Annotated in this window: 19 protein-coding genes; 8 read left to right on the top strand and 11 right to left on the bottom strand. The window is 70.5% G+C overall.

Annotation, left to right across the window (positions count from 1 at the left end; translation table 11 throughout):
• Window positions 1–5: 5 nt before the first annotated feature.
• The 3 genes from ACRRSS_RS32285 to ACRRSS_RS32275 all read right to left on the bottom strand — a co-directional run bounded on the left by ACRRSS_RS32285 (window position 6) and on the right by ACRRSS_RS32275 (window position 2522).
• Window positions 6–1205: a phage tail protein gene (locus ACRRSS_RS32285; protein ID WP_435974546.1), complete on the bottom strand. Its 1200-nt coding sequence runs from the start codon at window positions 1203–1205 to the stop codon at window positions 6–8.
• Window positions 1206–1234: 29 nt separating this feature from the next.
• Window positions 1235–2218: a hypothetical protein gene (locus ACRRSS_RS32280; RefSeq protein ID WP_435974545.1), complete on the bottom strand. Its 984-nt coding sequence runs from the start codon at window positions 2216–2218 to the stop codon at window positions 1235–1237.
• 91 nt (window positions 2219–2309) lie between these two features.
• The gene (locus tag ACRRSS_RS32275) at window positions 2310–2522 is read right to left on the bottom strand and encodes a hypothetical protein (protein WP_351901941.1); all 213 of its coding nucleotides are present in this window, start codon (window positions 2520–2522) and stop codon (window positions 2310–2312) included.
• Window positions 2523–2824: 302 nt separating this feature from the next.
• Here ACRRSS_RS32275 and ACRRSS_RS32270 point away from each other — a divergent pair, with 302 nt between their 5' ends.
• Window positions 2825–3580 carry a hypothetical protein gene (locus ACRRSS_RS32270; RefSeq protein WP_435974544.1) on the top strand — a complete coding sequence of 252 codons (756 nt, stop codon included), beginning with the start codon at window positions 2825–2827 and terminating at the stop codon, window positions 3578–3580.
• 27 nt (window positions 3581–3607) lie between these two features.
• On the opposite strand, the gene ACRRSS_RS32265 is transcribed toward ACRRSS_RS32270, so the two are convergent.
• The 4 genes from ACRRSS_RS32265 to ACRRSS_RS32250 all read right to left on the bottom strand — a co-directional run bounded on the left by ACRRSS_RS32265 (window position 3608) and on the right by ACRRSS_RS32250 (window position 5585).
• Window positions 3608–3922: a hypothetical protein gene (locus ACRRSS_RS32265; RefSeq protein WP_435975478.1), complete on the bottom strand. Its 315-nt coding sequence runs from the start codon at window positions 3920–3922 to the stop codon at window positions 3608–3610.
• 113 nt (window positions 3923–4035) lie between these two features.
• Window positions 4036–4326 (bottom strand): hypothetical protein, encoded by a 291-nt coding sequence (locus ACRRSS_RS32260; RefSeq protein WP_435974543.1) that lies wholly within the window; start codon window positions 4324–4326, stop codon window positions 4036–4038.
• A gap of 88 nt (window positions 4327–4414) precedes the next feature.
• A complete protein-coding gene (locus ACRRSS_RS32255; RefSeq protein WP_435974542.1) occupies window positions 4415–5026 on the bottom strand; it encodes a phage tail protein in 612 nt (203 codons plus the stop codon).
• A 148-nt stretch (window positions 5027–5174) separates the two neighbouring features.
• Window positions 5175–5585: a hypothetical protein gene (locus ACRRSS_RS32250; RefSeq protein ID WP_435974541.1), complete on the bottom strand. Its 411-nt coding sequence runs from the start codon at window positions 5583–5585 to the stop codon at window positions 5175–5177.
• 247 nt (window positions 5586–5832) lie between these two features.
• On the opposite strand from ACRRSS_RS32250, the gene ACRRSS_RS32245 reads away from it, so the two are divergent.
• The gene (locus ACRRSS_RS32245) at window positions 5833–6663 is read left to right on the top strand and encodes a hypothetical protein (RefSeq protein WP_435974540.1); all 831 of its coding nucleotides are present in this window, start codon (window positions 5833–5835) and stop codon (window positions 6661–6663) included.
• A gap of 95 nt (window positions 6664–6758) precedes the next feature.
• Here the strand turns inward: ACRRSS_RS32245 and ACRRSS_RS32240 are convergent, their stop codons facing one another.
• The 3 genes from ACRRSS_RS32240 to ACRRSS_RS32230 are packed head-to-tail and all read right to left on the bottom strand — an operon-like array spanning window position 6759 to window position 8201.
• Complete coding sequence (locus ACRRSS_RS32240; RefSeq protein ID WP_435974539.1) at window positions 6759–6962, bottom strand: hypothetical protein; 204 nt, start codon at window positions 6960–6962, stop codon at window positions 6759–6761.
• Entirely contained in the window at window positions 6956–7921 is a 966-nt protein-coding gene (locus ACRRSS_RS32235) for a hypothetical protein (protein WP_435974538.1), read from the bottom strand. The genes ACRRSS_RS32240 and ACRRSS_RS32235 overlap by 7 nt, the downstream gene beginning before the upstream one ends.
• Window positions 7914–8201, bottom strand: a complete 288-nt coding sequence (locus ACRRSS_RS32230; RefSeq protein ID WP_435974537.1) for a WhiB family transcriptional regulator — start codon at window positions 8199–8201, stop codon at window positions 7914–7916. Before ACRRSS_RS32230 ends, ACRRSS_RS32235 begins: the two co-directional genes overlap by 8 nt.
• Before the next feature lie 244 nt (window positions 8202–8445).
• On the opposite strand from ACRRSS_RS32230, the gene ACRRSS_RS32225 reads away from it, so the two are divergent.
• The 5 genes from ACRRSS_RS32225 to tuf all read left to right on the top strand — a co-directional run bounded on the left by ACRRSS_RS32225 (window position 8446) and on the right by tuf (window position 13546).
• Complete coding sequence (locus ACRRSS_RS32225; protein WP_435974536.1) at window positions 8446–8895, top strand: helix-turn-helix domain-containing protein; 450 nt, start codon at window positions 8446–8448, stop codon at window positions 8893–8895.
• A 293-nt stretch (window positions 8896–9188) separates the two neighbouring features.
• Complete coding sequence (rpsL, locus tag ACRRSS_RS32220) at window positions 9189–9560, top strand: 30S ribosomal protein S12 (RefSeq protein WP_003948652.1); 372 nt, start codon at window positions 9189–9191, stop codon at window positions 9558–9560.
• Between the two features lie 2 nt (window positions 9561–9562).
• Complete coding sequence (gene rpsG, locus ACRRSS_RS32215) at window positions 9563–10033, top strand: 30S ribosomal protein S7 (RefSeq protein WP_018101248.1); 471 nt, start codon at window positions 9563–9565, stop codon at window positions 10031–10033.
• Between the two features lie 39 nt (window positions 10034–10072).
• The gene (gene fusA / locus ACRRSS_RS32210; RefSeq protein WP_351901961.1) at window positions 10073–12202 is read left to right on the top strand and encodes an elongation factor G; all 2130 of its coding nucleotides are present in this window, start codon (window positions 10073–10075) and stop codon (window positions 12200–12202) included.
• 150 nt (window positions 12203–12352) lie between these two features.
• Window positions 12353–13546 carry an elongation factor Tu gene (gene tuf / locus ACRRSS_RS32205; protein WP_024755402.1) on the top strand — a complete coding sequence of 398 codons (1194 nt, stop codon included), beginning with the start codon at window positions 12353–12355 and terminating at the stop codon, window positions 13544–13546.
• A 156-nt stretch (window positions 13547–13702) separates the two neighbouring features.
• Here tuf and ACRRSS_RS32200 read toward each other — a convergent pair whose 3' ends face one another.
• Window positions 13703–15682: a PIG-L family deacetylase gene (locus ACRRSS_RS32200; protein WP_435974535.1), complete on the bottom strand. Its 1980-nt coding sequence runs from the start codon at window positions 15680–15682 to the stop codon at window positions 13703–13705.
• A gap of 204 nt (window positions 15683–15886) precedes the next feature.
• Between ACRRSS_RS32200 and ACRRSS_RS32195 the strand changes: the two genes are divergently transcribed.
• The gene (locus tag ACRRSS_RS32195; protein ID WP_435974534.1) at window positions 15887–17125 is read left to right on the top strand and encodes an RNA polymerase sigma factor; all 1239 of its coding nucleotides are present in this window, start codon (window positions 15887–15889) and stop codon (window positions 17123–17125) included.
• Window positions 17126–17549: the final 424 nt, after the last annotated feature.

Below are 17549 nucleotides of genomic sequence, written 5' to 3'. Positions count from 1 at the left end.
GGCACTCATCCGCGGGCCTTCGCCAGGTACATGAGGGCGTCGGCCGTGGACTGCGGGTCACTTCCGCGGGCGGCGTGGTAGTGCTCGATGTGCAGTCCGGCGCCGCCCCGTCCGATCTGGGGGCCGGCGGCCGCGCGGGCGCGCTGCGCGGTGAGGGCGAGCAGGCGGTCCAGCTTGGAGAGCGGGAGGACGGCCTCGGCCTCGCCGGCCTCGGCGAGGATCGCCGGGACACCGCCGTGGCGGGGCATGACGACACCACCGGTGGCGAGCATGGGGATGGTCGGCAGGTTGACGCCGAAGGTCTTGCCGCCGACGAGCGGGACCCAGCCGGGGACGCTGACCTTGACGCGGTTGAGGCTGCTGATCATCCCGTTGATCAGGCCGATGACGGAGTTGATCGGGCCCTTCACGCCGCTCTTGATGCCGTCGAACGCCCGGGACGCGATGTCCTTGAGGCCGTTCCAGACGGAGGACATCTTGTCCTTGACGGCGGTGAACGCCTTCGGGATCGCGGTCTTGATCCAGTCGACGACCGGCGTGATGACGGCCTTGATGCCCTTCCAGACCCCGCTGATGACGCTCTTGATCGCGTTCATCACCGTGGTGATGACCGACTTCCAGATGTTCACGTAGGTCTTGATGACCGTCGCTACGGCCTTGACGACGGTGGAGACGGCCTTCTTGATGCCGTTCCAGACCGTCTTGATCAGGTCGCCGGCCTTCTTCATGATCGGCCCGATGGCCTTCATGACGGAGCTGATGACGCTCTTGACGGCGTCGAAGGCCTTCTTCATGACCGTCTGCATCGTCTTCGAGCGCGACGCCATCTCGACGATCTTCTCGATGAGCGGCATGAAGAGTTCGAGCAACCGGGCGAGGATGTTGCCCTTCATGGACTTGTTGAGCTTGTCCTGGCCCTTGGCGGCCTTGCCCGCACCGGACTCGTACTTGCCGAGCTTGGTCCCGGCGGACTGGGCGGTGTCGCCGGCCTTCTTCATGGCGCGTTCGGCCTGCTCCGAGGCGGTCTTGAGCTTCTTGAGCTCGCCTCCGGAGCCCTGGGCGTTGGTACGGAGCGTCTTGAGCTGACCGGACGCCGACTTGCCGGCGTCGCCGACCTTCTTGATCGAGGTGCCGGCGGTGGACGCCTGGGTCCTGATGCCGCCGAGAGCGGTGGACGCGTTCCTCAGGCTTCTTACGAGGGACATGGTTTACCTCCTTTCGGGGTGGGTGGGGATCAGGCTCCGCCGAGCTGCTGGTCGAGGGACTGGACCGTGAGTCTGAGCTCCTGGAGCTTCGAGCGGAGGGTTCCGGTCTCGCCGGCGAGGTTGTTCATCGCCGTGGCCGAGTCCTGCAGGGGGCGCGCCTTGGGGATCATTTCCGGCTTCAGTTCCTTCGCCGCCGAGACGAGCTTTCCGATCGCGTCGGCGACCTTGGTGACGTGCAGGGGGTTGGCCTTGGCCGTCTGGTCGACGATCCGGCCGATGCCGTTGGCGACGGTGGTCAGCGCGGTCAGGTTGATCCGGCCGATGGCGTCGGAGATCTTCTGGAGGACCTCCACCGCCTTCTTGGCCTTGCCCGCGTCGGGCAGCCCGCCGAAGTGGCGGAGGAACTCGGGGGCCCGGTTGTTGAACTTGAGGAGTTCGCCGTTCAGGGGCCCCAGCTCCTTGGTCAGCGCCCTGGCCCTGTCGGCGTTCGTCCCGTCCTGCACGATGTCGGCGACGCTGGTGCCGCCGTTCCAGGTCCGCGCCTCACGCGCTTCGATCGACTTGCGCGACTCCTTGTGGAACCCGCCGTTGCCGTTGCTGGTCCAGATCGGCTTGTCCATGTCGCCGCCGGACTGGACCCGCCGGGACAATTCGATGATCTGGCCCTTGAAGAGGAGGGCGAGGGCGGGGATGAGGACGAGCGGGATGATGCTGAGCAGGCCCGCGGTGAGCCAGTCCCACCACGCGACCTTGTCGTCGAGCTTGGCCTCCTGGTACTTCTCGTGGACGGCGGCGAGCTTGTCGAGGCCGAGCATCTCGAGCATCTCGGTCTTCTTGTGCTTGACGACCTCGATGTGGATCTCTTCGATCTTCTCCTTGAGGTGCGCGAGGCTGTCCTTGATGGTCGACAGGTCGCCCGTGACGGCGCTGTGTTCCAGGATCTGCCGTATGTGCCCCTGGACCACGGTGATCTTGAGGTCGGCGATCAGCGTGGGGATGTCTGGTTCTGCCATGGTTTGCTCCGCTTCCGGCCCGTGAGGGCCAAGCGCCGAAAAGCCCCCGCCGGTTCCGGCGGGGGCTCGTTCGTCTGGGGCGGCGGGGCGGCTAGGCGTCCTCGCCCCGGCGGGCGGCGCGGCGCGTCGTCGCGAGGGCGTCGTTCCAGCCGGCCGCGTACGCGAGGGTCTCGCAGCGGGAGACCTCGGCGTACAGCGTGCCGAGCAGCGCTCTCTTGTCGAGGGCGACGGGTCCGTCGAGGAGCTGGCGGAGGCGGTCCTGAAGTGGGATGTGCGGTCGCGATGCCTCGGCCTGCTGGGTCATGGACGCCTGCCTTCCGGTTGCTTGCCCTTTGCGTGTGTGGCGGCGCCGCGGAGTGAGGAGCGGGGGCACCACGTGTTCGAACAACTGTGCGAACAGAGTGTGGAACATCTGTTCTAGGTTTGTCGAGCGGGAAACGTCTGACGGCGTGTCTTCTGGCGTGTCGTCCGTACGGGTTGGCGTCTGATCGGAGCATCTGTTCGACCGGGTAACCTGGAAGACGCTCTCCGGACCGGACCACCTCGGGGCGCGGGGGCGCGAGGGGCGCGCGGGGACCCCAGGGGGCTGGAAGGCAGTACTGACGCATGGAAACGGAGCCGGGAGCCAACCGGCGCGAGCGAGTCGTCGACTGGCTCGCGTCCCACCCCGATCTGCCCCACCTCTTCGCACGCCTCTCCGAGCTCGTCCTCGTCCACGGGTACGCCACCGAGGACCTCGTCGTGATCCCCCGGACCGAGGTCGACCGACGGGAGACCGCCGCGTTCACCGCGGGCTGGGCCGAAGCGGTTTCGGACGAACTCCCCCGGATACGCAGGGAGTACGAGAAGCGCGTCGCCGACGCCTACACCCAGGGACAGGGTGACGCACGGGGGATCCGACGTCCCGAGCGGCGTGTCGAGGTCGGACAGGACGGCGCCCGGGTCATCCCGCTGCCCTTCGCCCGGCTCCTCGAACCGCCGGCCGCCGTGGTCGAGGCCGAGGAGCGGGTCCGCAGGGAGCGCGAGCTGTTCGAACAGCGCCCCGAGCCCGAACCCGAGCACACCTCGGGCCCCGAACCCGGCACGGAACCGGACGTCCTCCTGACCGCCCAGGAGAGCCGCGCCCGCAGGAGCGCCCAGCCGGTACGGAAGGTGATGCGCGGCAAGGGAGGGCGGCCGATCGTGCCACCGCTCGCCGGGGTACCCGTACAGAACCCGGCCGCCGACCGCCGCGACCAGGAGTCCGACGGTCCGGAGGCGCGATCGGGCAGGGGGCGACGGCTGTCCGACCGGGCCAAGGCCCTGGAGAAGGAGCTGTCCTCCGAGCGAGCACGGGAAGCGCCCCCGGAGCCCGGTCCCTGAGGGGAACGGGCTCCGGGGGCCGCGGGTTCACCCGAAGAAACGGGCGAGGGCCTGGGGAGACACCGTGGCGCTCTCCTCGCCACCCGCGCTCCCGCCGTTCTCGTGGGCGTCCGTGCCTTCCTCCTCGTCTCCGTCCCGCAGGCCCGGGCGAGGGACGGGCTTCGGCGGATCCGGCTGGTCGCCGTCCTCGCCGCTGTTGACGCACATGAACATCCAGTTGGAGACGGCCAGATGGTCCACCGTCGCCGCCAGCAGATGATCGGTGACCGACCACCCGGCGGCCTCGCCGTGGAGCTCCCGCTGGAGGGCGCTGTCCTGCGGCAGGTGCTTGATCAGGGCCAGCACCCGTCGGCTGGAGAGCTCTCCCCGGTGCCAGTCGAGGAGATCGACGGAGTAGTAGCGGAGGAGATCCGCCTCAAGGGCCTCGGCGTGTTCTTCGACGAACTCGACGAGGCTCAGTCTTCCCCCAGGCCGAGCCCGGTCTCCTTGCCGTAGGCCTCCAGGATGGCGGCGATGTCCTGCATGGTGATGTCGTGCTGCTCGAAGCGGCTGAACTGCTCCTCACCCATCAGGAGCGCGAGCAGGCCGTCCACGTCGTTGTCGTCGAGCTTGCGCAGCGCCTTGGCCGTCGCGCGGCTCAGTTCGGTCGGAAGGGTGTAGTTCTCGCCGTCCAGCTCGAAGGACCAGGCGCGGCCGTGGGCCTCCTGGCGCTGGGCGCGGGCTGCGTTGACGTCGAAACCGGCCATGGTGATGCGTACTCCTTGTTCGGGTGAGGTGAAGAGGAGAGGGCGGGGCGGGACGGCGGTCGGCCGTCCCGCCCCGGGTGGAGAGGGATCAGGCGGTGGCGCCGTACTGGCTGTCCTTCATGAGGAAGGTCGCCAGCGGCTTGCCGTCGCCCTTCGACATCGCGCTGAAGGTGATGCCGAGCTGCGACGCCGCCTTGCGGGCCAGCTTGATGTCGTCGGTGGCGGTGACCTGGCCGCGCGGGATGATGAAGCGGTACCGCACCGCGGTCGTGCCGCCGGCCTTGACGTCGGTGAACTCCAGGCCGAGGGCGCGGACGTCCGCGAACGGACGCTCGGCGATCTCGTACCGGTAGGTGTCGACCGCCGGGGTCGGCTCGGCCTTGACGGCGTCACCACCCATGAAGAACGGCAGCGTGTCCTCGTTGAACTGGAGCAGCGAGAACTTCAGCGAGAGGTCACGGGCCGAGTAGATGTAGTGGACCGGGGAGACCGACTGCCACGAGTCGATGGCCTCCAGCTTGTCCTTCTTCGAGAACGTGACGCCGTCGCCGGAGGTGAAGCCGAGGTCCTTCCAGCCCGCGCCGGTCCAGTCGGCCGCGGCGTCGGTGCCGAAGGTGGCCGGGGCCGTGGTGCCGGCCTCGGCGACGTAGAGCTTGCCGGTACCGGCGACGCGGATCTCGGCCGAGTTGTTTCCTGCCATGGTGGATTTCTCCTTGTGATGGGGTGAGGGCGCCGCCCCGGGCGTGAGTCCCGGGTACGGCAAAGGCCCCGCCGGACGGCGAGGCCTGGTCTGTGGGGTGGGCGTCCGGCGGGAGCCGGAGCGGCCCGGTGGACGCCCGGGCGAGCGGCTAGAACACGCTCAGGGAGAGGCGGATGACGCACAGGTAGCGGTTGGCGCCCCGGTAGAGGTAGTCGGGCAGCCAGCGCGGTCCGTCCTGCTCCTCGACGTCGTGGACGACGTTGCCGGCGCCGATCTGCTTGCCGATGGTGGCGAGCAGGGCCCGGCGGGCGCCGTTGGCGAGGACGTGGGCGGCGTTCTTGGTCGGCCCGTACACCTCGAACTCGATCAGCGGCATGTCGACGTGCAGGTCGCCGATCCAGGCGCCGCCGCGGCGGTTCACCAGGACCGCGCTCTGCGTGCCGTCGAAGCCGGCCGGGGCGTTGACCGCGATGGTCGCGCCGGCCAGGGCGGGGTCGGCCTTGAGGACGTCGACGACCAGCTTCTCGACGTCCGGGAACGCACTCGGGGGAGTGGTCATGACGGGTTCTCCTCGGAGAGGGGTACGGGACGGGGCGCCGCCCGGGGGCTCCGGCGGGAGGGCGGGGCGCGGAGCCACGCCCGGACGGCGAACGGCGAAGCCGCCGCCCGTCGTTCGGGCGCAGCTCCGCCGCTGCACCAACTGTGACAGAGAGCGTGCGCGCACGCAACTAGTTCGGAGGGCTTCCGTTCGGGCCCCGTACCCACGGCCGATAAGTTGGCGCCCACCCCGACCCAGGAGCCGCCCCGTGCCCGCCCGCCCCCGCCTTCTGTACGTCACCGACCTCGCCTACCCGGCCCGCGGCCGGCGCTACTGCGACGAGGACATCCACCTCACCACCCGGCTGCGCGAGAGCTTCGACCTGGCGCTCTGTCATCCGCTCGACGCCGCCGCCCTCATGGACGGCTTCGACGCCGTCGTCGTCCGCAACAGCGGCCCGGTCCTCGGCTACCAGAAGGAGTACGAGGCCTTCCGGGAGCGCGCCCTGGCCGAGGGGACCCGCGTCTACAACCCGCTCCACGGCCGCGGCGACATGGCCGGCAAGCAGTACCTCCTCGACCTGACGGCCGACGGGTACCCCGTGATCCCCACCGTCGACCGGCCCGAGGACCTCCACCGGCTGCCCGACGCACCCGAGTACGCGGTCAAGCCCAAGGCGGGCGCCGACTCCATCGGCCTGGTCTTCCTGCCCCGCGAGCAGCTCACCGGACTCGGCCTCGAACACGGCGGACTCCTCGTCCAGCCCCGCGTCGACTTCCGGTACGAGGTCTCCTTCTACTACGTCGACGACCTCTTCCAGTACGCCCTGTACGCCCCCGACCCCGAACGCCGCTGGGTCCTGGAGCCGTACGAGCCCACCGAGGACGACCTCGCCTTCGCCCGCCGCTTCGTCGACTGGAACACCCTCGACCACGGCATCCAGCGGGTGGACGCCTGCCGCGCCCCCGACGGCGGGCTGCTCCTCGTCGAACTGGAGGACCTCAACCCCTACCTCTCCCTGGACCGCGTCCCCGAAAAGACCCAGGGCCGCTTCGTCGCCGCCTTCACGGACTCGCTCCACCGCTTCCTGGCGGCATGAGCGTTCCCGGCGGCGCGAGCGGCGACACGCGAAAGCGCCCCCCGTCCGGAATGGACGCGGGGCGCTGCTCGTACGGCGGAAGGGGCGGGGGCGGGTCAGGCGGTACGGGGACGGCCGCGGGCGGTGCGCTCGGCGGCGAAGACGTCCTCCAGGCGGAAGAGCTGCGCCCGGCCCGCCTTGCCGGCCGCCCGCAGATGGCCCAGCTGGACCCACTTGCGGATGGTCGCGGGGGCGACCCCCGCCTCCTCGGCGGCGAGCGGTCCCGGAATCAGGGCCGGCAGGGCGGGTGAGCTCAGCACGTGGTCTCCTCCGTGTCGTTCGTCGTCGTGTCCGGGGCGGCCGTCCTCGCGCCCGGCGCCCGGTCCGCCACCGCGACCGTGTCAGGCGTCGTCGTGTGCGGGGCCCGGTCCGCCACCGCGACCGTGTCCGGCGGGGTGTCCGGCGCCAGGTCCGCCGCCGTGTTCGTGTCCATCGCGGCCTCGATCTCCTCGGTACGGGATCCGGAGGCCGCCGCGAGCTCCTCCCACTCCCGCTCCGGCCACAGGTGCCGGTAGGCGGGATCGTCCTGGCAGCCGCACACCTCGTCCGCGCACACACACGCCGGGTTCACACAGAGCACCGCGCGCCGGTCCGGGAACGCCCGCAGCGACACCGAGTCGCACCAGGGGCAACGGCCCGACACCCGGACGACCGTCTCCGAGTCGCCGAGCGTCCGGGCGCACCGCCGGGCCATCCGCCGGATCTCGTCCCGTACGTGCCGGGCCAGGTCGGGGTGGGCGGCGATCGCGTCGAGGAGTCCCACCACCCGGCGGAGCCGGTCGATCACCCCGGCGCGGGGCGGCCGGGGCAGCGAGAGCCGGGCGCACACCGCCTCCTCCAGCTCCACCACCCCGTCGGTGATGTCGCGGATGGCGTCGGAGACGTGCAGCCGGATCGGGGCGGCGCCGTGGCCGGGGACGGCGAGCCCGTGGCGCTGCTGGAGGAGCAGCGCCTCGCGGCGCTCCTCGCGGATCTGCTCGTCCCGGCCTGCGGGGGAGGGGGCCGGGGCGCTCCCCGCGGGGCCGCGGCGTCCGGGCGCGAGCTCCTCGGCGAGCTCGGGGAAGTGCCGTACGAGGGACGCGGTCCAGAGGGCGATGTCGCGGAGCACGAGCGCGACGGTGGCGTCGGAGCCCGCGCCCGGGCTGGTGGTGGTGCGCTCGTCCCGGGGGTCCGGGGCGGTGCGCGCGGCCCCGGCGGTGGTCGCGGTGCGGTCAGCCACGGCGGCCGCTCCGGGGGAACGTCGGGGTGAGGGCGACCGCCTTCGCCACGCGCGCCGCGTCCGCCGGGCGCCCGTTGCGCCACAGGCGGCCGGCGCAGACGCCGTCGAAGTAGCTCTCCGCGGGGGCCACCGCCGTCTCGCACTCGCGGCGGACGGGGCAGGCGGCACAGGCGCGCAGCGCCGGGGCCGCCTCCTTGGCGCGGCGGGCGAAGACGACGGACGGGGAGAGGTCGGCGCACGCGGCGACGGCCTGCCAGGGGGTGGGGTCGGTCTGGAGCAAGAGGTTCTCCACGGTCCGGGGCCTCCGGGGCTCCGTGGGGCCGGTGGGGCCGTGGGGGCTCAGGGGGCCGACGAGTGCGGCGGCACGCCAGAGTTACATGTTGCGTGCGAGCGCGCAACAACTTTCAGGGTGCCACCGGGGTCACCTTCACCGATTCGACACGTTGCGTACCCGAAACCAGGTAATTCTGTGCGCGCAAGCACGCTAGAGTTGAGGTCCGGAGGGGTGGAGTGAGGAGCTGTACATGACCACTCGTGGGCTGGACGAGTTCGCAGGCTGGGTCGAAGGCCTGATGAGACAGCGCGGCTACGACATCGACAGCCCGCGCGGCGGCGGCAAGTCCCGGATCGCGGACGAGGCGGGGGTGCACCGCGCCGCCGTGACGCGCCTGCTGCAGCGGCAGAGCATGCCCGACCTGGAGACCATGCGCAGGATCGCCCCGCTGCTGGGCGTCTCGGTCCGCGACATGCTGATCCGCTCCGGGCGCGTGACGCCCGAGGAGCTCCCGATGGCGGCGGATCTGCTGCCGCCGAGCGACTGGCAGCCCTCGATGGAGGACTTCGCCCGCTGGCTCGGGGTGCCCGACGAGCGCATGGGCGTCTTCGTCAAGGTCGTGAACCAGTTCCTGGAGCCCGACGTGGTGGCGGAGGCGCCCGCCGGGGTCGTCGAACCCCGTCGCAGCGCCCGGGACTGACCGCCGACGCCTCCCGATCCCGCCCGGTCCCGGCCCGCACGGGCCGGGACCGGGCGTGCGTGGCCATTTGTTTTGACCGGAGTCCATGCGATAGGTACGCTCAAGCCTTGTGCCTGGGGTGTGCCTGGGCTCGCGTGCGTGTCCTCAACCGCAAGGCGAGTCATATATCGGCCACCGTGATCCGCGCCTTTCCGCCCTGGTGGATGGGTCAGCGCGATTCGACACACCCGACCGCGTGGGTCGGTGACTGTTCCAGGTTAGTTTTACGACGGCACACAGAAACCGGAGAAGTAGTGCCTACGATCCAGCAGCTGGTCCGGAAGGGCCGGCAGGACAAGGTCGAGAAGAACAAGACGCCCGCACTCGAGGGTTCCCCTCAGCGTCGCGGCGTCTGCACGCGTGTGTTCACGACCACCCCGAAGAAGCCGAACTCGGCGCTCCGTAAGGTCGCGCGTGTGCGTCTGACCTCCGGCATCGAGGTCACGGCCTACATCCCGGGTGAGGGTCACAACCTGCAGGAGCACTCGATCGTGCTCGTGCGCGGTGGCCGCGTGAAGGACCTGCCGGGTGTTCGCTACAAGATCATCCGCGGTTCCCTCGACACGCAGGGCGTCAAGAACCGTAAGCAGGCTCGCAGCCGCTACGGCGCCAAGAAGGAGAAGTAAGAATGCCTCGTAAGGGCCCCGCCCCGAAGCGCCCGGTCATCATCGACCCGGTCTACAGCTCTCCTCTTGTCACCTCGCTGATCAACAAGATCCTGCTGGACGGCAAGCGCTCCACCGCCGAGCGCATCGTCTACGGCGCCATGGAAGGCCTCCGCGAGAAGACCGGCGCTGACCCGGTCATCACGCTGAAGCGCGCGCTCGAGAACGTCAAGCCGTCGCTCGAGGTCAAGTCCCGCCGTGTCGGTGGCGCCACCTACCAGGTGCCGATCGAGGTCAAGCCGGGCCGCGCCGCGACCCTGGCCCTCCGCTGGGTCGTGGGTTACTCCCGCGCCCGTCGTGAGAAGACCATGACCGAGCGCCTCATGAACGAGCTCCTCGACGCCTCGAACGGCCTCGGTGCGGCCGTCAAGAAGCGTGAGGACACGCACAAGATGGCCGAGTCCAACAAGGCCTTCGCGCACTACCGCTGGTAGTCGCAACCCACATCGAGACCGAGAGAAGACTGAGCCGATATGGCTACCACTTCGCTTGACCTTGCCAAGGTGCGCAACATCGGCATCATGGCGCACATCGACGCGGGCAAGACGACCACCACCGAGCGGATCCTGTTCTACACCGGCGTCTCGTACAAGATCGGTGAAGTCCACGACGGCGCTGCCACGATGGACTGGATGGAGCAGGAGCAGGAGCGCGGCATCACGATCACGTCTGCCGCGACGACCTGTCACTGGCCGCTCGAGAATGTCGATCACACGATCAACATCATCGACACGCCGGGGCACGTCGACTTCACCGTCGAGGTGGAGCGTTCGCTGCGCGTGCTCGACGGTGCGGTCACCGTGTTCGACGGTGTGGCCGGCGTCGAGCCCCAGTCCGAGACCGTCTGGCGTCAGGCGGACCGCTACGGCGTTCCGCGTATCTGCTTCGTCAACAAGCTCGACCGCACGGGCGCGGACTTCCTCCGCTGCGTCGACATGATCGTGAACCGCCTCGGCGCGGTCCCGATCGTCATGCAGCTGCCCATCGGTGCCGAGATGGACTTCCAGGGTGTCGTGGACCTCGTCCGCATGAAGGCCCTGGTCTGGTCCGCCGAGGCGTCCAAGGGCGAGATGTACGACGTCGTCGACATCCCGGCCGACCTCGTCGAGCTGGCCGAGGAGTACCGGGCCAAGCTGGTCGAGGCCGTCTCCGAGAACGACGAGGAGCTCATGGAGCTCTTCCTCGAGGGCGTCGAGCCCACCGAGGAGCAGCTCTACGCCGCCGTCCGTCGCATCACCATCGCCTCCGGCAAGGGTGGCGGCGAGAAGACGGTCACCCCCGTCTTCTGTGGCACCGCGTTCAAGAACAAGGGCGTCCAGCCCCTGCTCGACGCGGTCGTGCGCTACCTCCCCTCCCCCCTGGACGTCGAGGCCATCGAGGGCCACGACGTCAAGGACGCGGAGCTGGTCGTCAAGCGCAAGCCGTCCGACGACGAGCCGCTGTCGGCCCTCGCGTTCAAGATCGCGAGCGACCCGCACCTCGGCAAGCTCACCTTCGTCCGGATCTACTCCGGTCGCCTGGAGGCCGGCACCGCGGTGCTGAACTCCGTCAAGGGCAAGAAGGAGCGCATCGGCAAGATCTACCGCATGCACGCGAACAAGCGTGAGGAGATCGACTCGGTGGGCGCCGGCGACATCGTCGCCGTCATGGGCCTCAAGCAGACCACCACCGGTGAGACGCTGTGCGACGAGAAGAACCCGGTCATCCTGGAGTCCATGGACTTCCCGGCGCCGGTCATTCAGGTCGCCATCGAGCCCAAGTCCAAGGGTGACCAGGAGAAGCTGGGTGTCGCCATCCAGCGTCTCGCGGAGGAGGACCCCTCCTTCCAGGTGCACTCGGACGAGGAGACCGGCCAGACCATCATCGGTGGTATGGGCGAGCTTCACCTCGACATCCTCGTCGACCGCATGCGTCGCGAGTTCAAGGTCGAGGCGAACGTCGGCAAGCCGCAGGTCGCGTACCGCGAGACGATCCGCAAGGCCGTCGAGCGACTTGACTACACCCACAAGAAGCAGACCGGTGGTACCGGTCAGTTCGCCAAGGTGCAGATCGCGATCGAGCCCATCGAGGGCGGCGACGCCTCGTACGAGTTCGTGAACAAGGTCACCGGTGGCCGCATCCCGAAGGAGTACATCCCTTCGGTCGACGCGGGTGCGCAGGAGGCCATGCAGTTCGGCATCCTGGCCGGCTACGAGATGACCGGCGTCCGCGTCATTCTTCTCGACGGTGGCTACCACGAGGTCGACTCCTCCGAGCTCGCGTTCAAGATCGCCGGTTCGCAGGCCTTCAAGGAGGCCGCGCGCAAGGCTTCGCCGGTCATCCTCGAGCCCATGATGTCCGTCGAGGTCACCACGCCCGAGGACTACATGGGTGAGGTCATCGGCGACATCAACTCCCGCCGTGGTCAGATTCAGGCCATGGAGGAGCGCAGCGGCGCTCGCGTCGTGAAGGGCCTCGTGCCCCTTTCGGAGATGTTCGGCTACGTCGGCGACCTCCGCAGCAAGACCTCGGGTCGCGCAAGCTACTCGATGCAGTTCGACTCCTACGCCGAGGTTCCGCGGAACGTCGCCGAGGAGATCATCGCGAAGGCCAAGGGCGAGTAACTCTCCCAAGTTCACGCTTTAGGCTTGACACCAGTCGCCGGGGTTCCGCCCCGGAACCCCGAGAACGGGCCCCGGCGACCTGGCATCCCAGCAAAGATCACCTGGCGCCGATGAAGCAAGGCGTACAGAACCACTCCGCAGGAGGATCAAGTGGCGAAGGCAAAGTTCGAGCGGACTAAGCCGCACGTCAACATCGGCACCATCGGTCACATTGACCACGGTAAGACGACCCTCACGGCCGCCATTACCAAGGTGCTGCACGACGCGTACCCGGACCTGAACGAGGCCTCGGCCTTCGATCAGATCGACAAGGCTCCCGAGGAGCGCCAGCGCGGTATCACGATCTCGATCGCGCACGTCGAGTACCAGACGGAGTCGCGTCACTACGCGCACGTCGACTGCCCGGGTCACGCCGACTACATCAAGAACATGATCACGGGTGCCGCGCAGATGGACGGCGCCATCCTCGTGGTCGCCGCCACCGACGGCCCGATGCCGCAGACCAAGGAGCACGTGCTCCTGGCCCGCCAGGTCGGCGTTCCGTACATCGTCGTCGCCCTGAACAAGGCCGACATGGTGGACGACGAGGAGATCCTGGAGCTCGTCGAGCTCGAGGTTCGTGAGCTCCTCTCCGAGTACGAGTTCCCGGGCGACGACCTTCCGGTCGTCCGCGTCTCGGCGCTCAAGGCGCTCGAGGGCGACAAGGAGTGGGGCGAGGCTCTCCTCGGTCTCATGAAGGCCGTCGACGAGTCGATCCCGCAGCCCGAGCGTGACGTCGACAAGCCGTTCCTGATGCCGATCGAGGACGTCTTCACGATCACCGGTCGTGGCACCGTCGTCACCGGTCGTATCGAGCGCGGTATCCTCAAGGTCAACGAGACCGTCGACATCATCGGTATCAAGACCGAGAAGACCACCACCACGGTCACCGGTATCGAGATGTTCCGCAAGCTGCTCGACGAGGGCCAGGCCGGTGAGAACGTCGGTCTGCTCCTCCGTGGCATCAAGCGTGAGGACGTCGAGCGCGGCCAGGTCATCATCAAGCCGGGTTCGGTCACGCCGCACACGAACTTCGAGGCCCAGGCCTACATCCTGTCGAAGGACGAGGGTGGCCGTCACACCCCGTTCTTCAACAACTACCGCCCGCAGTTCTACTTCCGTACCACGGACGTGACCGGCGTCGTGACCCTCCCCGAGGGCACCGAGATGGTCATGCCGGGCGACAACACCGCCATGAGCGTTGAGCTGATCCAGCCCATCGCCATGGAGGAGGGCCTCAAGTTCGCCATCCGTGAGGGTGGCCGGACCGTCGGCGCCGGCCAGGTCGTCAAGATCACCGCCTGATCTTCGATCTGACCTGGTAGCTCCAGCGAGCTGCTGAGCAGTGAGGGAAGGCCCCGCACCGAAAGGTGCGGGGCCTTCTCGCGTTCCCGGCCGGTTCTCGCCGGCCACCGTCCGCCAGGGGGCGGCCTGTCGATCGGACCGGATCGACAAGCCCCCCTAGGGCCGCCAGCTCCACGGGTGCCCGTCCGCGCCGAGGCCCACCACGGTCGCCCGGCGCGCCCCCAGGTGCAGCGCCGCCGACACCGCCGCCGTCCCCTCCGTCCGGACACGCGGCCGGCCACCGGCCCGCACCAGCACCCGGCCGTCCGGGTCCGTGCCGAGCAGCACCGTCCCGAGCGCCGCCGAGTGCGCGGCGACCACGCCCCCGTAGCCGTCCAGACCCGCGTCGCCCGCCGGGCCCAGGAGTTCGCCGGCCGCCGGCGGCCGGTAATACAGCTCACCCCCGGCCGCCGCCACCGTGGATCCGGAGAGCGGCAGCCGCTCCGACCGCTCCACCCCGTCCACCCAGTGCCGTACGGACTCCCGTCCCGCCGCGTGGACGTGCACCCGGCCCGCCGCGTCCAGCGAGACGGCGAGACCGTCCTGGACCTCCGCGTCCCCCGGGAGCGTCCGCCACGGGCCCCAGGCCCCGTCCGCCGTCCGCACCCGCGTCGCTACGCCCCGGTCCGCGTTCCGTACGAGGAGATGGACCCGGCCGTCCGGGGCCGCGACCGCCACCGGGGCGCCGACCCGGCGCCCCCGGTCGTCCTCGCGCTCCGGACTCCCCAGCCCGCGCCAGGCGAGGAACGGGCCGCCGGGGGAGCGCTGCTCCAGGAGGACCAGCTCGCGCCAGTTCGGCCCGCCGTGGCCGTCGAGCGCGGCGAACCGGACGCCGAAGAGCAGCACCCGGCCGTCGGCGAGCACGGCCGAACCGAGCGCGGGCGCCAGCGGGCCGCCGCCCAGATCGGCCGGTTCGCTCCACACCCCGGGGGCCGTCTCCCGCCAGCGGACCGCGCGCAGACCGAGCACCCCGTACGCGGTGAGGCGTCCGTCCGGCTCCTCGGCGAGCGCCGGGCCCGCGGACGGCCAGCGGTGGTGGGTGGAGCGCACCCAGCCCTTGCGGTTGGTGAGCGGCCGGTCGCCGCCGACGCCGTAGTCGCCGCAGCCCGAGGGGTTCCCGCACTGCCAGGACGGGTCCCCGCCGTACGGGACGAGCCGCGCGGCCTTCTCCCGCAGCACCCGCGGCGGGAGGTTCTTGGGCCAGTGGCGGTTGTAGTAGCCGCGGAAGGCCGTCGTCGTGAACGCCGGTATCGGGTCGCCGTCCCGGACCGCGTCCGAGACCCAGCGGCTCAGCGCGGCCCAGGTGAAGCAGCCGACCGCCGTGTGGTCCCCGTGGTCCGAGTAGCCGGGCTGCTCGGAGTCCCGCTTCCGGGTGGCCTCGTCGCTGGTCTGGATGTCCGGATCGGGGTCCAGGGTGTGCACCACCGTGGGCCGGTAGCGGCGGAGCAGCCCGACGAGGACGTCTATCAGCCGGTCGTAGTCGTAGGTGTCCGAGCGGGTGAGGGGCGAACCGGCCGGCAGGTGCGTCCGCAGCTCCAGGGCACGGTCGTGCCAGAGCGCGGGCACCGCCATGTAGCGCCGGTTCGTGTGCATCGGCAGGTTGAGGAAGACCAGCTCGATCCGGCGGCCGCCGTGCGTGAGCGTGTCGACCCCCGCCCGACGCCCGCCCGGCAGCGTGAGGACCTCGCGCCGCCAGGGCGTGAACCTCGGCAGGCCGAGCGCCTCGGCGTACGACTGGCGCAGGCCCTGGTGACGGGCGGAGGAGTAGGCGGCCCGGTCCGGGGGAGTGTCGGGCATCCCCGCGATCCGGTTCCGGCCGGTGTGCTCGCCCGCCGTCACGTACACCGAGACCAGCGGGACCCCGGAGTCCAGCAGCCGCTGGGAGTCGGGGTTCATGAAGTACAGGTCGTCGTCCGGGTGCGCGGCCACCTGCAGGAGCAGCGCGCGTCGCGCCCGCGTGGAGGCGATCGGCTTCCCGGGCGCGGGGTCGACGGTCGGCGCGGTCCTGCGCGGCTCCGGGACGGAACACCCGGCGACGGCCGAGGTGACGGCGAGGGCGGCGGCGAGAACCGTCCGGCGACGGGGTGGTGTGGTCACGTACGGGGTCCGTCCCTCGGGGTTCCGCTCTCCGCTGCTGTCCCCGTGCAAGACGGATATCCGGCACTCGGGGTTGTGTTCGAATCGCTCATCGCTGCGAGGATGGGAAGGGAGGAGACCCCGGATGACGTACGTCGTGACGACCCGCGCACCCGCGGCCGCCGCCCGGCCCGACCGGCGCGGTGCGGCCGGGGCGGCGGAAGGGTGAGCCCGCACGAGGTCGAGGACCTGCTGCGGGAGTACGCGCCCCAGGTCCTCGTCGCCCTCGTCCGGCGGCACGGCGACTTCGACGCCTGCGAGGACGCCGTCCAGGAGGCGCTGATCGCCGCCGCGCGGCAGTGGCCCGGGCGGGAGACCGTCCCCGACGACCCGCGCGCGTGGCTGCTGACCGTCGCCCGGCGCAGGTACGTCGACCATGTGCGCGGCGAGGCCGCGCGTCGGCGCCGCGAGGACGCCGTCGCCTTCGCCACCCCCGCCTCCGAACGGGTCGCCCGCGCCGCCGACGCCCCCGCCACCGGCTGGGACGACTCCCTGCCCCTGCTCTTCCTCTGCTGCCACCCGGACCTGTCACCGCCCAGCCGGATCGCGCTCACGCTGCGGGCGGTCGGCGGACTCACCACCGCGCAGATCGCCGCCGCCTTCCTCGTCCCCGAGGCGACGATGGCGCAGCGCGTCAGCCGGGCCAAGCAGACGATCAAGGCGGCGGGCGGATCGCTCGCGCTGCCCGAGGGGGAGGAGCGCACGGCCCGGCTCGCCGAGGTGCGGCACGTGCTCTACCTGATCTTCAACGAGGGCTACACGGCCAGCGCCGGTGACCAGCTCACCGTGCCCGAGCTGTCCATGGAGGCGATCCGGCTCGCGCGGCTGCTGCACCGGCTGCTGCCCGAGGACACCGAGACGGCGGGTCTGCTCGCCCTGATGCTGCTCACCGACGCCCGCCGTCCGGCCCGCACGGGCCCGGACGGAGAGCTGGTGCCGCTCGCGGAGCAGGACCGGGGGAGGTGGGACGGCGGGCTCGTCGCGGAGGGCGTCGAGCTGATCGGCCGCACCCTGCGGCGGGGCCGGGTGGGCCCGTACCAGCTCCAGGCGGCGATCGCGGCCGTCCACGACGAGGCGAAGACGGCCGACGCCACCGACTGGCCGCAGATCCTCGCGCTGTACGAACTCCTGGAGCGGACCGGGCCGAATCCGGTGGTCACCCTCAACCGCGCGGTGGCCGTCGCCATGGTCCACGGGCCCGCGGCCGGGCTCGCGCTCCTGGACGAGTCGGCGAAGGACCGGCGCACGGCCCGGCACCACCGGCTCCTCGCCGCCCGGGCCCACCTGCTCGAACTCCTCGGCGACGACGAGGCGGCCGCCGAGGCCTACCGGGAGGCGGCGCGCCGGACGACCAGCGGGCCGGAACGCCGCCATCTCACAGAACGGGCCAGCCGCCTGGGGTGAAAGGGAGGGGCGCGGCCGGGCCCGCCGCGTGCGCCCGGCGCATGACCGTACGTGACGTGGGGTACAGTCTTCGCTCCCGATTGGCGGCCGGAAGGTCCCGTATGGCAGACTGTCGGGGTTGCTCGGTTGAGTGCCGATGCTGCGCGCCTCCCGTCGGGAGGACCGGAAGCGAGTCCCACAGTACTCGTCGCCCCACGCCTCTCTGGCGAGAGGAGCGGGGCGGACGTACGGGAATCTTCTGGGAAGCGTCAGCGGGGTGCAGACCAGGCACCCGGTGGGTGTTCTGCCCCCGGCCTGCGGTCATGGCGACCGTGCCCCCTTGGTTGGGAAATCCTTAGGGATTTCTGCGTAGAGGGAGTGCGACACGCCCGACCGCGTGGGTCGGAGACACGGACAACGCTCCTCAGGGGGGCGAAGCCGATCG

The organism is Streptomyces sp. Qhu_M48 (assembly GCF_051305195.1).
Lineage (GTDB): Bacteria > Actinomycetota > Actinomycetes > Streptomycetales > Streptomycetaceae > Streptomyces.
This window is presented reverse-complemented; position numbering and strand designations above follow the sequence as displayed.

Excerpts from the sequence above, each read along its gene's own strand:
- ACRRSS_RS32285 (WP_435974546.1), bottom strand. The coding sequence starts at position 1,205 with ATGTCCCTCGTAAGAAGCCTGAGGAACGCGTCCACCGCTCTCGGCGGC.
- ACRRSS_RS32280 (WP_435974545.1), bottom strand. The coding sequence starts at position 2,218 with ATGGCAGAACCAGACATCCCCACGCTGATCGCCGACCTCAAGATCACC.
- ACRRSS_RS32275 (WP_351901941.1), bottom strand. The coding sequence starts at position 2,522 with ATGACCCAGCAGGCCGAGGCATCGCGACCGCACATCCCACTTCAGGAC.
- ACRRSS_RS32270 (WP_435974544.1), top strand. The coding sequence starts at position 2,825 with ATGGAAACGGAGCCGGGAGCCAACCGGCGCGAGCGAGTCGTCGACTGG.
- ACRRSS_RS32260 (WP_435974543.1), bottom strand. The coding sequence starts at position 4,326 with ATGGCCGGTTTCGACGTCAACGCAGCCCGCGCCCAGCGCCAGGAGGCC.
- ACRRSS_RS32255 (WP_435974542.1), bottom strand. The coding sequence starts at position 5,026 with ATGGCAGGAAACAACTCGGCCGAGATCCGCGTCGCCGGTACCGGCAAG.
- ACRRSS_RS32250 (WP_435974541.1), bottom strand. The coding sequence starts at position 5,585 with ATGACCACTCCCCCGAGTGCGTTCCCGGACGTCGAGAAGCTGGTCGTC.
- ACRRSS_RS32225 (WP_435974536.1), top strand. The coding sequence starts at position 8,446 with ATGACCACTCGTGGGCTGGACGAGTTCGCAGGCTGGGTCGAAGGCCTG.
- rpsG (WP_018101248.1), top strand. The coding sequence starts at position 9,563 with ATGCCTCGTAAGGGCCCCGCCCCGAAGCGCCCGGTCATCATCGACCCG.
- fusA (WP_351901961.1), top strand. The coding sequence starts at position 10,073 with ATGGCTACCACTTCGCTTGACCTTGCCAAGGTGCGCAACATCGGCATC.